Below are 15,911 nucleotides of genomic sequence, written 5' to 3'. Positions count from 1 at the left end.
TTCCTCCTGGTCCCTCGTATTAGGCTTCTACACCCATAGCTTTTGCTTTTTCCACTACTTCTTCAATGCGTCCAACTAGACGGAATGCATCTTCAGGAAGGTGGTCGTATTTACCTTCAAGGATTTGTTTGAATCCTTGAACAGTTTCTTTAACCGGTACGTAAGATCCTTGTTGCCCTGTGAACTGCTCCGCTACGTGGAAGTTCTGAGACAGGTAGAACTGGATACGACGAGCACGGTTAACCGTTAATTTATCGTCATCAGATAACTCGTCCATACCAAGGATGGCGATGATATCTTGTAACTCACGGTAACGCTGTAATGTAGACTGAACTTGACGAGCTACAGAGTAGTGCTCTTCTCCAACGATTTCAGGAGAAAGGGCGCGTGATGTAGACGCAAGTGGATCTACCGCAGGGTAGATACCCATTTCAGAAAGTTTACGCTCTAAGTTTGTTGTTGCATCTAAGTGAGCGAAAGTTGTTGCTGGAGCTGGATCCGTATAGTCATCGGCTGGTACATAGATCGCTTGGATCGATGTTACAGAACCTGTAGACGTAGACGTGATACGCTCTTGCAATTGACCCATTTCAGTAGCAAGTGTTGGCTGGTAACCAACGGCAGATGGCATACGACCTAGAAGTGCCGATACCTCAGAACCTGCTTGTGTGAAACGGAAGATGTTGTCGATGAATAGAAGTACGTCTGCACCCTGCTCATCACGGAAATACTCAGCCATTGTCAAACCAGATAGAGCTACGCGCATACGTGCTCCAGGTGGCTCGTTCATTTGACCGAATACCATAGCTGTTTGTTTAATTACGCCAGAATCGCTCATCTCGTGGAATAAGTCATTTCCTTCACGCGTACGCTCACCAACACCTGCGAATACAGAAATACCCGCGTGCTCTTGAGCGATGTTGTTGATAAGTTCTTGGATAAGAACCGTTTTACCTACACCGGCACCACCGAAGAGACCGATTTTACCACCTTTAATGTAAGGAGCTAAAAGGTCAACTACTTTGATACCTGTTTCAAGGATTTCAACTTCAGTTGAAAGGTTCTCGAAAGTTGGTGCTAGACGGTGGATCGGGTCACGACGTTCTGAAGTCGGGATTTCTTCACCTAAGTCAATTACTTCTCCTAATACGTTGAATACGCGACCTAAAGTTGCGTTTCCAACTGGAACAGAGATAGCTGCACCCAAGTCTGTTACTTCCTCGCCACGCTTCAAACCATCGGTAGAAGCCATTGCGATTGTACGAACTGAATCGTCACCTAAATGTAACGCTACTTCTAAAGTTAGAGTAGTAGGCGCTTCATTCGGACGTTCGATCGCTACAGTTAATGCATTGTAGATTTCTGGTAGTTGGCCGTTGCTGAACTTTACGTCAACAACCGGTCCCATTACCTGTAGAACATGTCCTTTGTTCACTACTGTTCCCTCCTGTCTTACTCTATTCTAATGCTGCCGCTCCGCCGACGATCTCTGTAATTTCTTGAGTGATCGCAGCTTGACGCGCACGGTTATATACTAATGTCAAACTATTGATTAAATCGGATGCATTGTCTGTTGCACTCTTCATTGCTGTCATACGTGCAGCATGTTCACTTGCTTTTCCGTCGAGTAACGCACCGAAGATTAAGCTCTCAGCGTATTGCGGAAGCAATACTTCTAAGATGGCTTCAGGAGACGGCTCGAATTCATACGATGCCGTTCCTGCTTCCGGTGTGATATCCGTTAATGGCAGTACCTTTTTCTCTGTTACTTCTTGAGAAATGGCACTGACAAAGTGGTTGTAGTACATATAAAGTTCATCATACGTACCGTCTGTGAACATACCAACAGCTTTGCGTGCAATCTCTTTAATGTCTGAGAAGGACGGTTGGTCAGGAAGTCCAACTTCCGACTCAATCACGTTCGCTCCGCGTTTTGCAAAGAAATCACGACCCATACGTCCGATTGCAAAGATGACGTACTCATCTGCTGAAGCATGACGAGTATTGATTGCAGTAGTTACCGCACGTAGAACGTTCGCATTGTAAGCACCTGCTAGTCCACGGTCAGATGTGATGACTAGGTAAGCAGTTTTTTGAACAGGACGAGACGTTAGCATTGGGTGAGAAGCGTCAGCTGAACCGGATGCGATAGCTGCTACAACTTCTTGAATTTTGCCCATGTAAGGAACGTACGCTTTCGCGTTCATTTCTGCACGGTTCAATTTAGAAGCCGAAACCATTTGCATAGCTCGTGTGATCTGACTTGTTTTCTTTGTTGACGTAATTCGATTTTTTACATCGCGTAATGATGCCACTGGTATTTCACCACCTTATCGTTTTTTTATTCGAACTTAAACGCTTGCTGCAAATGTCTTTTTGAACTCGTTGATTGCGTTCGTCATATCTTCGTCTGCAGGAAGGTCTTTAGTAGTGCGAATGTGATCTAAAACGTTTGTGTGGTTTGAATCTAACCAGCTAAGAAGTTCGCTTTCGAAACGACGAACATCTGTTAATGCTACATCGTCTAGAAGTCCACGTGTTAGAGCGTAAAGAATTACAACTTGCTTCTCTACTTTTAGTGGAGAGTTCAAGTCTTGCTTCAATACTTCAACCGTACGTTGACCACGGTTTAGTTTAGCTTGTGTAGAAGCATCTAGGTCAGAACCGAACTGAGCGAAAGCTTCAAGTTCACGGAAAGCCGCTAAGTCAAGACGAAGTGTACCTGCTACCTTTTTCATTGCTTTAATCTGTGCAGATCCACCAACACGTGATACAGAAAGACCCGCGTTGATTGCTGGACGTACGCCAGAGAAGAATAGATCAGATTGTAAGAAGATCTGACCATCTGTGATTGAGATTACGTTTGTTGGAATGTAAGCTGAGATATCCCCTGCTTGTGTTTCAACGAACGGTAATGCAGTGATTGAACCTGCACCTAGAGTTTCATTCAACTTTGCAGCGCGCTCAAGAAGACGGCTGTGCAAGTAGAATACATCCCCTGGATATGCTTCACGACCTGGAGGACGTTTTAATAGAAGTGAAAGCTCACGGTAAGCCGCAGCTTGTTTAGAAAGATCATCATACACGACAAGAACGTGCTTGCCTTGGAACATGAATTCTTCCGCCATTGTTACACCCGCATAAGGAGCTAGGAATAATAATGGAGATGGTTGAGATGCAGAAGCTGTAACAACGATTGTGTAGTCTAATGCGCCTTTTTTACGTAAAGTTTCTACTACGTTACGTACAGTAGATTCTTTTTGTCCAATAGCTACATAGATACAGATCATGTTTTGGTCAGCTTGGTTAAGAATCGTATCGATTGCTACAGATGTTTTACCAGTCTGACGGTCACCGATGATAAGCTCACGCTGTCCACGGCCGATTGGCACTAGAGCATCGATTGCTTTGATTCCTGTTTGTAGTGGTTCGTGAACCGATTTACGAGCCATAACACCTTGTGCTGGGCTTTCAATCGGACGAGTTTTTGTTGTTTCGATAGGACCTTGCCCATCAAGTGGCATACCAAGTGGGTTTACAACGCGTCCAATTAGAGCGTCTCCTACTGGTACTTCCATAATACGGCCTGTACGACGTACTTCATCGCCTTCTTTGATGTCTGTGTATGGTCCAAGGATAACGATACCTACGTTGTTTTCCTCAAGGTTTTGCGCCATACCAAGTACACCTGTTGAGAACTCAAGAAGCTCTCCAGCCATGACGTTGTCGAGACCATGAGCACGAGCGATACCGTCACCGACTTGGATAACTGTACCCACATCGCTTACTTTCATTTCAGATTCGTAGTTTTGAATCTGCTGCTTAATCAAGACACTGATTTCTTCAGCTTTGATGCTCATGTATGTCACCTCTCATATTTCTGTAGTATTAACCGATCAAGTTACGCTTCAAGCGATCAAGTTTAGAACTCAATGTGTTGTCGTAAATGCGGTTTCCGATTTGAATGCGTAGTCCACCGATAAGAGATGGATCTACTTCGTTGTGAATGTTAAGAGAGCCTTTGCCCACTTCTTGTGCGAATGCAGAAGAGATGTGTGCACGCTCTTCGTCTGTCAATGCGCGTGTTGAGTAAACCGTTGCTTCTGCAATTCCTTGTGCGTTGTTAGACAAAGCACTGAACTCATCCACAATGGCAGGTAATTCGTGTAGACGTTTCTTTTCTACAAGTAGCTGAATCGTGTTAACGACTGCTGGGCTTGCAGAACCGAATACTGTACGAATCAATTCTTTCTTTTTATCAAGAGAAAGTTTAGGAGAAGCGAACAAGGCTTGAACGTCTGCATCTTGTTTCCAAGCTGCTTTGATTTCCGTTAGGTCATCGCGCGTTGTCGTCAATGTATCGTTTTCTCGTGCTAGTTCGAATAAAGCGATGGCGTAACGCTTTGCTACTGCAGATTTGCTCACTTCGCTTCGCCTGCCTTCGCAATCGTAGCCTCGATCAATGCACGATTATCTTCTTCCGTAACTTCTTTCTCAAGCACCTTAGATGCAGCAAGTACTGACAAGGAAACAACTTCCTCACGTACTGCAGCAATCGCGCGTGCTTTTTCAGTTTCGATTTCACGGATAGCAGACTCTTTTAAGCGAGTTGCTTCTTCACGTGCAGTCGTCATAATCTCTTCACGAGAAACATCGCCTTGCTTCTTCGCGTTTTCCACGATTGCCAATGCTTCCGTGCGTGCTTGTTTCAATAATTCACGCTGCTCGTCAAGTAGTTTCTGAGATTCTAAACGGCTGTTTTCAGCTGCTTCGATCTCGCTCGCTACTAACTGCTCACGTTCGTTCATGATACCCATAAGTGGACCCCATGCGAATTTCTTCAGTAATACCATCAATACGATGAAGAAGAATAATGTCGCGAAGATATCCAGTGTGTTAAACCCAGAGCCACCAGCCCCAAGTGCAAGGTAATCAAAAGACACGATTGTTTCACTCCTTTCAAACGCTATTCCGTCGTTTTCTTGCTTCTATCGAGTAAACAAAAACTTTGTTGTTTTCTGTGGTTGTGTTTCATAAAGGAAATGGCGGATTCACTCCGCCATTTGCGTTAAAGTCAAATGAACGATTATCGATTATCGGTTTAAAACGATGAACGCGATAACTGCTGCGATGATTGGAAGGGCCTCAACTAATGCAACCCCGATGAACATAACTGTTTGAAGTGCGCCACGAGCTTCTGGCTGGCGAGCGATCCCTTCAACTGTTTTTGAAACGATAAGACCGTTACCGATACCTGCACCAAGTGCTCCTAAACCGATTGCGATAGCTGCTGCTAATAAACCTACTGAACCTACCATTGTGTATTTTCCTCCTAATATGTTGGTTTTAGTTTTTTATACTGAAGTCCCCTTCAGTTTATATTAATGGTCATCCGACACTTTGTGTGCCATATACACCATCGTTAACATAACGAAAATGAACGATTGGATACCCCCGATGAAGATCGAGAACCCTTGCCATGCAAGTGCTGGGATGATGGCTCCCACGAATCCGAAAATGCTTGATGTTGCTAAACCTGCGATCAATGCAAGTAGTACCTCACCTGCATAGATGTTTCCGTAAAGACGAAGACCGAGTGTCAACGTATTTGCGAATTCTTCAATGACTTTCAGCGGCGCTAAGAATGGAAGCGGCTTTGCAAAATCACTGATGTACCCTTTGAACCCTTTCGCTTTGATTCCATAATAGTTTGTCATTATGATAATCATCGCAGCCAGTGTCATTGTTACAGTAGGGTCAGCTGTTGGTGATTTCCACCATAAGTAGTCGTTGTAAATGATTGCAAATGGCAACCCGAGTACGTTGGCTACGAAAATAAAGAGTAGAAGCGTAATTCCAAGAATGTGGAAGCTTCCTCCTGTTTTCCAGTCCATGTTGCTCTTGATGATGCCTTTTACGAAGTCCATGATCCACTCCATAAAGTTTTGCATACCTGTTGGTTTGAGTTTTAAATTACGTGTCGAGAAGAACGCAATCAAGAAAACGATCAATGTCGTGACGGCAAGCATCATCAAGGTTGATAAGTTTCCAGTCAGACCGAACAAGTGATATTCAGGACTTAAATGTTCCACTAGTAGTTCACCTCTCTTTCGCATCTTCATTTTGTTTGCGTATCGCAAATACTAGCTGTTCTATGACCAGTAGAACATACGGTATCATTAAGCCAATTACCGTACTGATCAAATGGAAATATTCAGGTAGCGATAGGGCAATCGCCACTGCCGCAATTCCTGAAGCAAAGCGTAATCCAGTACCGAGACTGACGCGCTTTTTTCCTTGATCAAAAGCACGGTCAAACTTCAGCATCCGACGCTGCAAAATCCAGAAATTGTAGAGTCCAAATACTGCTCCGAGTCCGATGCCCGCAAAAATGGTCGGATACGGCGTGAACGCTGCTCCGAGGACACAGGCTGCGAGCAAAAAGAGTATGTACTTTTTCTGCCGCTTGTAGATATGAAACAAATTGAGCATTGGAATTCTCCTGAATTTAGATTCGAATGGAAGCGAATTTTCGCTGGTTCTGGGGTGCTTCTCAAATGAAGACGCTAGCTTGCAGAAAGTGGAATAGACAGTCGAATTTCATTATGAAACCCCTATCATGATTATCCTTTGTAAGCATACAATAGCGCCTATTTCATGTCAATTCCATCCTGTGAAAAACATCACAAGACGAAGGGGTTCGACAAATTACGGACATAATTTTTTTGTTATGTTTGGGGGTTATAAAAACCAGTAATTTCTCGGGTAGAATCAGAGAGTTTACTCGTTTTTCTGAATAAAAGTGATGTTCCGTTTCGGGGAAGCGATCCGCGGACCTCATAACAAAAACCCCAGCAATGATAGCGTTGCTGGAGTTTCTACTATTATTTATTTAGGAAACGGCGTAGGGCTTCAACGATTTGAGCAGAAGCTGTTCCGTCACCATATGGGTTTGACGCTTTTGACATCGCCTCGTAGGCTGCTGGATCTGTCAGCAGTTCGTTCGTTAGTTCGAAGATACGGTCTTCATCAAGTCCCGCAAGCTTCAACGTTCCCGCATCAATCCCTTCCGGGCGCTCCGTCGTATCGCGAAGTACGATGACTGGCTTCCCAAGCGAAGGTGCCTCTTCTTGCACGCCACCTGAATCGGTCAGAATGATGTGCGAGCGAGCCGCAAGGTTATGGAAGTCAATGACCTCGAGTGGTTCGATCAAGTGCACTCGTGGGTTGTTTCCAAGGACCTCGTTTGCAATCTCACGGACCACTGGGTTCATATGCACTGGGTAGACGACTTGGACATCCGCGTGTGCTTCAAGCAAGCGGTTGATGGCGCGGAAGAAGTTGCGCATCGGCTCCCCTAGGTTCTCACGACGGTGTGCTGTCAGCAAAATCATTCGGTCATCACCAATCGTATCAAGAATCGGATGCGTGTACTCGTCGCGTACTGTCGTCTTCAGAGCATCGATTGCCGTGTTGCCTGTGATGACGATCCACTCTTCTGGCTTGTTTTCTGCGCGCAGGTTCGCTGCGGATTTTTCGGTCGGTGCGAAATGGATGTCAGCAAGGACGCCTGTCAACTGACGGTTCATCTCTTCAGGGTACGGAGAATATTTGTTGCCTGTACGAAGGCCGGCTTCGACGTGTCCGATAGCGATCTGGTTATAGAACGCAGCAAGGCTTCCAACGAATGTCGTCGATGTATCTCCGTGAACGAGCACGATATCCGGCTTCGCGTCTTGCATGACGTCGTTCAGTCCGTGCAAAACGTTCGTAGTGATATCAAACAATGTCTGGCGGTCCTTCATGACGTTGAGGTCATAGTCTGGCGTAATGCCGAACGTCGTCAACACCTGATCGAGCATCTGTCGGTGTTGAGCAGAGACCGCGACGATGGATTCCATGTCATCTTGTTTTTGAAGCTCCAGTACGAGCGGGGCCATTTTGATGGCTTCCGGACGTGTACCGAAGATGGTCATAACTTTCCACTTTTTCATGTGTTTCTCCTTTTTAAGAAAGAGACCTGTTTTACCAGGCCTCTTGTGATTGATTGGATTGGTGGTGCTGAGTTTCACTAAAACAGCTTCGGTCGATTAGAAAGTGCAATTTGTCTAATAGAACTTCGAATTTGTTTAAAGGAACTTCAATTTTGTCTTAAAGAACTTCGAATTTGTCGAAGAACGACCGCTCACCATTGAAAAACCCCTTACAGTCTTAAAATCTTACTAGAGAGGCGAGTCGGCTCCACATCTAAGAGTAATCGAGTTGCAGGCGTTAGAAATACACGCAAAAACCATTCACCCCAACCGAGACAAAGAGCGCCTCACTTGGTGCGCCTGGTTTTTACGAGATTTCTGATCGAACGCCTTCCACATCTAAAGATTACTTTGTTCCGAAAAGTCGGTCGCCAGCATCGCCAAGTCCTGGCACGATGTAGCCGTGGTCGTTCAACTTCTCATCAAGCGCAGCAATGTAGACATCTACATCTGGGTGCGCTTGTTGCAACAGCTCGACGCCCTCTGGAGCGGCAATCAAACACATAAACTTGATGCTTGTAGCTCCACGCTTTTTCAAAGAGTTGATAGCTTCGATTGCAGAACCACCAGTAGCTAGCATCGGATCAACGACGATGAAGTCACGCTCTTCCACGTCTGCTGGCAATTTTACGTAGTATTCGACTGGTTGCAATGTTTGAGGGTCACGGTAAAGACCGATATGCCCTACTTTAGCAGCTGGGATCAGCTTCAAGATGCCGTCTACCATGCCGATACCTGCACGTAATATCGGCACGATGCCCATCTTTTTCCCTGCAAGTATTTTTGATTTTGTTTTCGTTACCGGTGTTTCTACTTCTGTTTCTACTAGTGGCATGTCGCGCGTGATTTCAAACGCCATCAGCGTAGCCACCTCATCGACTAGCTCGCGAAATTCTTTTGTTCCCGTCTCTACGCTACGGATATACGTTAATTTATGTTGAATCAGTGGGTGATCAAATACGAATACTTTTGACATCCTCTTCACTCCTCTTCGTTTCATTCTGACCTATTATAGCAAAAAAAAGAGAAGACTTTCTAGGTCTCCTCTGTTTTGATTATTTCGTCTATTTCTTCTAGGGGCAACGGTCGGTTAAAGTAGTACCCTTGACCGACAGAACAGCTCATTCCTCGCAGTAAAATCATCTGTTCATAGGTCTCAATACCTTCTGCCACCGCTCGAATGTCGAGCTTATCTGCCAGATCAATAATCGTCTGGACTACTGCTCTCGTGCCACTCTTATGGATTTGTGAAATGAAGCTCCGGTCGAGCTTGATCTCCGATATGGGTAGTTCGTGAAGATAGCTAAGCGACGAATACCCAATTCCAAAATCATCAATCGAACACATGATTCCAGCATCGGCAAGGTTTTTCAAAATCTCTTTAGCTTTCTCTAAATCCTCCAAGCTGATACTCTCAGTCAACTCAATCATGATAGATTCTGCAGGCAACTCATAGTGATGCAGCAAAGCTAAAATAGATTCTACAAAATTCGACTTATAGAAATGGTTTGGCGAAATATTAACTGCCACTTGGTACGGCTTGTTTCCTGCTTTTTGATAACTCGCTTGCCAACTGAGCACTTTGTGAATAATCAAAGTCTCCAAAAGATCAATCTTCCCTACCTTTTCTGTTGCATCAATGAAATCAATCGGCGGTACCCAACCGAGCTTACTTGAATTCCAGCGAGCCAGTGCTTCAAAGCTGATGATACGGCCACTTTCCATATCGACTTTTGGTTGCAAGTAGACGTCAAATTCTTCTTCTCGTAAGCCGATTTCAATGGCACTCTGGAGCTCCATATTGCTCTTGATCGATTCATCCATTTCCGGCGAGTAGTAGCAAACTTGCTCTCCGGTCCGCTTCCGTGCTTCTGAAAGAGCAAGGTCTGCACGACGAATCAGCTGATGGATCTCATCTCCTTTTTCATAAGGAACGACTCCAATCTGAAGAGGGATAAAGATTTCCATTTGATCAATCTTGATTTGCGAATGCCCCGCACGAAGCAGAATTTCTAAAATATCACGGAAATCTTCTCGCTTGGTATTCCCTGCAAGAATGAGGGTGGTGCTTGTGAAGCGGCTTAATACATACGAATAGTCATCTAATATTCCATCTAAGCGGCGTCCTAGCTCTTTTAATACGAGAGAAGCAATCTCCCTGCCGAACATATCGACAATTTCAGAGTAGTTAAACGGCGAGATGACCGCAACAAAGCCATTTTCTGCATCTTCATCCAGCTCTTTGACTTCCGTCAAAAAATAGTTCATATTCGACAAACCTGTCTCCTGGTCTTGATAGGCTAGATGGAGAATCTTTTCTTGGTCTGCTGCATTCCGAAACGCAAGCAAAACAAGAGGCACAATCTTTTGAATGAACGCCATCTCAAGTTTCGTTGGACTAGTATTTTCTTTAAAGTACACACCAAAAGTAGCAATCGTCTCTCTTTGGTGATTGACGATGGGGAAACTCCAGCAAGCTTTGAAACCATATGGATTGGTCCCTTCTCCTATATACGGTATCCAGTTTGGAGACGTCTCCACATCTTCAGTAATGATGACTTGTTGGTGATAGGCCGCCGCTCCACATGATCCCACGTTCGGACCAATCTCAAGACCTTCCATCAAGTGGACATATTCTTTAGGCAACGAATTCGAAGCAAGCGCGTAGAGTTGTCCATCTCTGGCATGCATGATGCTGCACATGGAGCCTTCTCTGAAAAACTGTTCCACTTTATAGCAGATTTCTTGAAGGAGCGCACTGATGGCATACCCTTTCTCGATTCCTTCATAGATCTCAGCCTGCATCTCGATAATCGCTTCTTGTTGTTTCTGTACCGTGATGTCCGATTGAAACGCTACTTCGAATAATGGATTGCCCAGTGGATCCCTGAAAGTTTGCCCGATAATATCAAACCAAATCGGAGTTCCGTCTTTACAGAAGTTCAGAACTTCTCGTCTCACTGAGCCAATTTGATTCAGATCCGAGTCGATTAGCACTTCTTTTTCAATGAACTGTTGGTTGCCATGTAAAATGGTCACACTTTCCCCTACCACATCTTGCAAACTGAAACCTGTCTTCCTGGTGAACGCATCATTAACATAGACGATGGGCTTACCTGGGAGGTTAGGGTCACGAACAATATAGCTAGTGTCAAAATGACTACCAATCTTTTTGATCCAGTGCAATAACTCACTACGCAACTTAGATTCTGTTTGTTGGCTCATACCCGCCCTCCTCTGTTAAATCTGAACAGTTTATGTATAGTTAGTCTTAGTTTACGGAAAATTGCGACAAAAAGCCACTTCTATTTAACAGAAGTGGCTCGTTGTTCCTATAAAATTATGCGTATAAAGGATAGTTGTCAGTCAGCGCCTTTACGCGCTCTTTAGCCGAAGTAAGAGTCGCTTCATCTTCATGGTTCTTCAGAAGGTCTGCGATAATCTTGCCGATTTCTTTCATCTCTTGTTCTTTGAATCCACGAGACGTGACAGCTGGCGTCCCGATACGAATACCAGAAGTGACGAATGGACTTTCCTGGTCGTATGGAATCGTGTTTTTGTTGACCGTGATTCCGACTTCATCAAGAACGTGTTCTGCCACTTTACCCGTCAAGCCAAGACCTTTTACATCAATCAAGAAGACGTGGTTGTCTGTACCGCCTGATACGATACGAACGCCTTCTTCCGAAAGTGTTGCAGCAAGAGCTTGTGCGTTATCGATAACTTGTTGTTGATACGTCTTGAAATCGTCTTGTAATGCTTCGCCGAATGCCACTGCTTTTGCAGCGATGACGTGCATCAAAGGACCTCCTTGAATTCCAGGGAAGATCGTCTTGTCGATTTTCTTCGCCCAGTCTTCAGTCGTCAAAATCAGACCGCCACGTGGACCACGAAGAGTCTTGTGAGTAGTCGATGTAACGAAGTGTGCGTGTGGCACTGGGTTCGGATGCAAGCCAGCTGCTACAAGGCCTGCGATGTGAGCCATATCGACCATCAAGTACGCGCCAACTTCGTCCGCGATCTCACGGAATTTCGCGAAATCGATTGTACGAGAGTACGCGCTCGCACCTGCCACGATCATCTTCGGTTTGTGCTCAAGAGCTTTCTGACGAACATCTTCGTAATCGATAAGTTCATTTTCTTTATCTACGCCGTATTCGACGAAATTGTATTGAATTCCACTGAAGTTAACAGGGGAACCGTGTGTTAAATGTCCCCCATGAGACAAGTTCATCCCAAGAATTGTGTCTCCTTGCTCAAGAGCTGTCATATAGACTGCCATGTTGGCCTGTGAACCTGAGTGAGGCTGTACATTGGCGTGCTCTGCACCGAATAGCTCTTTCAAGCGATCGCGTGCGATATTTTCCACAACGTCCACGTGCTCACAACCACCGTAGTAGCGTTTTGCTGGATACCCTTCTGCATATTTGTTTGTCAGAACGGACCCTTGAGCTTCCATTACGGCTTGTGATACGAAGTTTTCTGAGGCAATCAACTCGATGTTTGCCTGCTGACGTTTTTTCTCGTTTTCCATTGCTTCAAATACTGCCTGATCTTGCGCTTGAATGTTTTTCACTACACGTTCCTCCTAATTTCCATAAAATGCACGTCTGCCACCAATGAGCTTTGGACGTGTGGTTGCCGTGGTGACGATGGCGTCCCCAATCATCTTCACGGATGTTCGAACAGGTACAGCGACTTCTTTCAAATGCATCCCGATCAGCGTTTGGCCAATGTCGATTCCGGCATGAGCTCGGATGTGCTCTACAACGACGGGTTCATGAAACTTTTCGTATGCGTAGGCTGACATAGAACCACCTGCAGATGGGACTGGTATGACAGAGACTTCTTCGAGCTGAAATTTTTCAGCAGTCTCGCGACACATGGTGAGTGCGCGATTGATATGTTCACAGCCTTGAAATGCAAGATAAACACCTTTTCGTCTTGCGAACTCTTCGAGGGGCTCAAAAAGGGCCTCTGCCACTTCTCGTGCCCCGGCTGTTCCAATTTTCTTCCCTATGACTTCGGAGGTAGAGCACCCGACAACAAAGAGTGTAGCGGGTTTGATCTCGATGACTTGTTCCAGCTCACTTAGCAGCTGTTCTAATTCGGCTTGCCACTGTTTCGTTGGTTCCATCAAAACGCCTCCTCAGAGTGTGAAGTCTTGTTTAGTTTGAAGCTTCGATTTCAGCGATTTTTTTGATACGGTTCTCATGACGGCCGCCTTCGAACTCGCTTGCTAACCACGTAGTCACAATTTCACGAGCAAGGCCCGCTCCGATGACACGTTCGCCCATCGCGATAATGTTCGAGTTGTTGTGGCATTTTGTCATTTTTGCAGAGAATACGTCATGCACTAGCGCACAACGAATGCCTTTGTATTTGTTGGCAGCAATCGACATGCCGATCCCTGTTCCACAAATCAAGATACCCGCTTCAAATTCTCCACCTGCGACTCCTTCACAGACCGGTTTTGCGTAGTCTGGGTAGTCAACAGAGTCTTTTGTCTGTGGTCCGAAGTCCGTCACTTGATGGCCAAGTTCTTCAAGAAGTGAACCGATCTCTTTTCGTAAGGTGTTGCCGCCATGGTCAGATGAAATGGCTATGTTCACGTGTATTCCCTCATTTCTATATCTTGTATTCTTCTTTATCATATCATTTGTTGAGTCGATTGAGTAGATTGTCCTTCAGTTGTTCTAGTTGATAAAGAGTAAATTGATAGTCTTGTAATGTGCCACCAAACGGGTCTGCAATCTCAAACGGCTGCTCCGGTTGTGCATATTCCGCGTAAGTGTAGACCTTAGTTGCGTGGTCGGGAAACGCCTGAAGCAGCGCCTGTTTGTGGCTCGTCGTCATTGTCAAAACTAGGTCTGCCCACTCTAGTAATTCTCTAGTGACCGGTTGCGAGACGTGATCGGCATCGATGCCTTTTTCCGAGAGTGCTCGCTGCGCGTGAAGCGACATTTCAGAACCGAAGCTTGCGTAGACTCCAGCTGATTGAATCTCGACTCCTTCGACCTGCTTCCAAATGGCTGCGGCCATAGGACTGCGACATGTGTTGCCTGTACATACAAATAGGATTTTCATTCGGCATGCTCCTTTCTTTATCTAGATGCGAACTTCATCTGAGAAACCTTTTCTCTGAGAACGCTTGGAAAGAAACGCTTATCTATGAGAGAGTCTATCAAGATTTCTCATTGTGTAGCTAGGTTTCACCTGAGAAGCCCTTTTTTGTTTAGGGAAAGCGTTCCGCTTTAATCGTGCCTGACTTGAGGCTGTTTCCAAAAGGGCCGCGCCGAATCTTCCCAATCGCTTCACCGGTGAAGCGACACGGGTGATATCCGGCATCAACCTGATCCTTCAGGAAACAGCCCCAAGATCTACGGCACGCTTTCCGCAACATTCTTTGCAGTTATTATTATGAAAGAGGGTGAAGGAAAAGATGCGCGTTCCGTGGCATTAGTATTTCTAGTATAAAAAATTTTAGTTATTTGAACCTGAGATGCCTTTTTCCCAGGGTATCAAGAGGTTCTCGGAGACCCCGCAGTCGCCCGTAATCCATATGGTGACTTTCAAAAAGCTCGTATGGATTTCAACTCACTTTCACCGAGGTGCAGCGAGGAGACTTCGAGGTTCTCCCCTTGGAAAAAGGTTTCTCAGGTGAAATCAGCATTACACAAAAGTCAGGCACGATTTGAGCATTAGAGCAACGCTCTTCACATTTAAAGTAATCGAGTTGCGAACGCCAGAAATCCCCGTAAAAATCGTTCGCATCCATAGAGGCAAAAAGAGCCTCTACGGACACGCCCAATTTTCACAAGATTTCTTGAGCGGCGTTCTACACATCTAGAAGTTATAGCCAATTTCCACCTGCAGCCTTTTCTAGACGGTTCATTAGTGCTTTTCCGATGCCTTCTGCTGGGTAAGCTGCGGCTACGATGACGTCAATCGGCAGTTGGTTGCACTCCCGAAGAGCGGCAAACAAGCGGCTACTCACCGCTTCGATTTCATTCGATTCACCAAGTGATACAAAGGCGTCATGTGGTAACCCGCGGTAGCTATCCGTTGCAACGAGTGCGACGCGTTTGCCCTGGCTTCGCAGTTGCTCGATTTTATCAGTTACGTCTTCGTCATCTAGAAACGCGAGTAGCACCGGGGCTTCCGGTGCGTAGTGAGTATATTTCATTCCAGGTGCTTTCGGGGCATCTTGATCACGTAGTCGCCCTGCCCCTTGTAGTTCTCCTATAACCGAGATCAACATCTCTTCAGTAATGGAACCCGGTCTTAGTAGAGCCGGTGGTTCCACGGTGAAGTCAACAATCGTCGATTCTAGCCCTGCTGTTGCTGGGCCCCCATCCACTATGTAAGGGATTCGTCCCTCTAAATCTTCTAATACGTGCGAAGCAGCCGTCGGACTCGGTTTTCCGCTACGGTTCGCACTCGGTGCCGCAATCGGCATGTTGGCTAGCGTTAACAGTTCTCTTGCTACCGGATGCGATGGCATGCGAACTCCGACTGTGGATAACCCAGCGGAAACATTTTCTGCAAGTGCTCCTGATTTGAGTGGCAGAATCGCCGTGAGAGGTCCTGGCCAAAATGCTTCAATCGCAAGCTTCGCTTTTTCAGGAACATGGTCTATAAACCCTTGTAATTGCTCGATTTGTCCAATGTGGACGATTAATGGATTGTCTGAAGGGCGTCCCTTAGCTTCGTAGATTTTCGCAATAGCTTGTGCGTTTCGAGCATCTGCTCCAAGGCCATAAACAGTCTCCGTAGGAAAGGCAGCTACTTCGCCCTGAAGCCAATTATCCACAATTTGTTGATAACTTTTCGTGTTATCCCCATTTCTATCCACATGCACACAGTTCGTCATTTCGC

Annotated in this window: 16 protein-coding genes; all 16 read right to left on the bottom strand. The window is 45.6% G+C overall.

The window, feature by feature from the left end; translation table 11 throughout:
- Positions 1 to 19: 19 nt before the first annotated feature.
- Positions 20 to 1,435, bottom strand: coding sequence for a F0F1 ATP synthase subunit beta (gene atpD / locus CF394_RS10930; RefSeq protein WP_094943640.1), 1,416 nt, complete (start codon positions 1,433 to 1,435; stop codon positions 20 to 22).
- Positions 1,436 to 1,457: 22 nt separating this feature from the next.
- Entirely contained in the window at positions 1,458 to 2,315 is an 858-nt protein-coding gene (gene atpG / locus CF394_RS10925; RefSeq protein ID WP_094943638.1) for an ATP synthase F1 subunit gamma, read from the bottom strand.
- A gap of 36 nt (positions 2,316 to 2,351) precedes the next feature.
- Positions 2,352 to 3,860, bottom strand: a complete 1,509-nt coding sequence (gene atpA, locus CF394_RS10920; protein WP_094943636.1) for a F0F1 ATP synthase subunit alpha — start codon at positions 3,858 to 3,860, stop codon at positions 2,352 to 2,354.
- 28 nt (positions 3,861 to 3,888) lie between these two features.
- Positions 3,889 to 4,425, bottom strand: a complete 537-nt coding sequence (locus CF394_RS10915; protein WP_094943635.1) for a F0F1 ATP synthase subunit delta — start codon at positions 4,423 to 4,425, stop codon at positions 3,889 to 3,891.
- Complete coding sequence (gene atpF, locus CF394_RS10910; RefSeq protein ID WP_094943633.1) at positions 4,422 to 4,943, bottom strand: F0F1 ATP synthase subunit B; 522 nt, start codon at positions 4,941 to 4,943, stop codon at positions 4,422 to 4,424. The genes CF394_RS10915 and atpF overlap by 4 nt, the downstream gene beginning before the upstream one ends.
- Positions 4,944 to 5,093: 150 nt before the next feature.
- Positions 5,094 to 5,318: a F0F1 ATP synthase subunit C gene (atpE, locus tag CF394_RS10905; protein WP_094943632.1), complete on the bottom strand. Its 225-nt coding sequence runs from the start codon at positions 5,316 to 5,318 to the stop codon at positions 5,094 to 5,096.
- A gap of 63 nt (positions 5,319 to 5,381) precedes the next feature.
- Positions 5,382 to 6,116 (bottom strand): F0F1 ATP synthase subunit A, encoded by a 735-nt coding sequence (atpB, locus tag CF394_RS10900; protein WP_207761709.1) that lies wholly within the window; start codon positions 6,114 to 6,116, stop codon positions 5,382 to 5,384.
- Positions 6,100 to 6,492, bottom strand: a complete 393-nt coding sequence (locus CF394_RS10895) for an ATP synthase subunit I (RefSeq protein ID WP_094943629.1) — start codon at positions 6,490 to 6,492, stop codon at positions 6,100 to 6,102. Before CF394_RS10895 ends, atpB begins: the two co-directional genes overlap by 17 nt.
- A 392-nt stretch (positions 6,493 to 6,884) precedes the next feature.
- The gene (wecB, locus tag CF394_RS10890; protein ID WP_094943627.1) at positions 6,885 to 7,994 is read right to left on the bottom strand and encodes a non-hydrolyzing UDP-N-acetylglucosamine 2-epimerase; all 1,110 of its coding nucleotides are present in this window, start codon (positions 7,992 to 7,994) and stop codon (positions 6,885 to 6,887) included.
- 385 nt (positions 7,995 to 8,379) lie between these two features.
- Positions 8,380 to 9,009 (bottom strand): uracil phosphoribosyltransferase, encoded by a 630-nt coding sequence (gene upp / locus CF394_RS10885; RefSeq protein WP_094943626.1) that lies wholly within the window; start codon positions 9,007 to 9,009, stop codon positions 8,380 to 8,382.
- A 59-nt stretch (positions 9,010 to 9,068) separates the two neighbouring features.
- Entirely contained in the window at positions 9,069 to 11,258 is a 2,190-nt protein-coding gene (locus tag CF394_RS10880; RefSeq protein ID WP_094943624.1) for a bifunctional diguanylate cyclase/phosphodiesterase, read from the bottom strand.
- A 115-nt stretch (positions 11,259 to 11,373) separates the two neighbouring features.
- Entirely contained in the window at positions 11,374 to 12,609 is a 1,236-nt protein-coding gene (glyA, locus tag CF394_RS10875) for a serine hydroxymethyltransferase (protein ID WP_094943622.1), read from the bottom strand.
- Between the two features lie 12 nt (positions 12,610 to 12,621).
- On the bottom strand, positions 12,622 to 13,170 hold the full coding sequence (locus tag CF394_RS10870; protein ID WP_094943621.1) for a TIGR01440 family protein: 549 nt from the start codon (positions 13,168 to 13,170) through the stop codon (positions 12,622 to 12,624).
- Positions 13,171 to 13,201: 31 nt separating this feature from the next.
- Positions 13,202 to 13,645 (bottom strand): ribose 5-phosphate isomerase B, encoded by a 444-nt coding sequence (gene rpiB / locus CF394_RS10865; protein WP_094943619.1) that lies wholly within the window; start codon positions 13,643 to 13,645, stop codon positions 13,202 to 13,204.
- Between the two features lie 43 nt (positions 13,646 to 13,688).
- Positions 13,689 to 14,120 carry a low molecular weight protein arginine phosphatase gene (locus tag CF394_RS10860; protein WP_094943618.1) on the bottom strand — a complete coding sequence of 144 codons (432 nt, stop codon included), beginning with the start codon at positions 14,118 to 14,120 and terminating at the stop codon, positions 13,689 to 13,691.
- Positions 14,121 to 14,886: 766 nt separating this feature from the next.
- The gene (locus tag CF394_RS10855) at positions 14,887 to 15,906 is read right to left on the bottom strand and encodes an L-threonylcarbamoyladenylate synthase (RefSeq protein WP_094943616.1); all 1,020 of its coding nucleotides are present in this window, start codon (positions 15,904 to 15,906) and stop codon (positions 14,887 to 14,889) included.
- Positions 15,907 to 15,911: the final 5 nt, after the last annotated feature.

The sequence above is a fragment of the Tetzosporium hominis genome (assembly GCF_002265435.1).
GTDB lineage: Bacteria > Bacillota > Bacilli > Bacillales_A > Planococcaceae > Chryseomicrobium > Chryseomicrobium hominis.
This window is presented reverse-complemented; position numbering and strand designations above follow the sequence as displayed.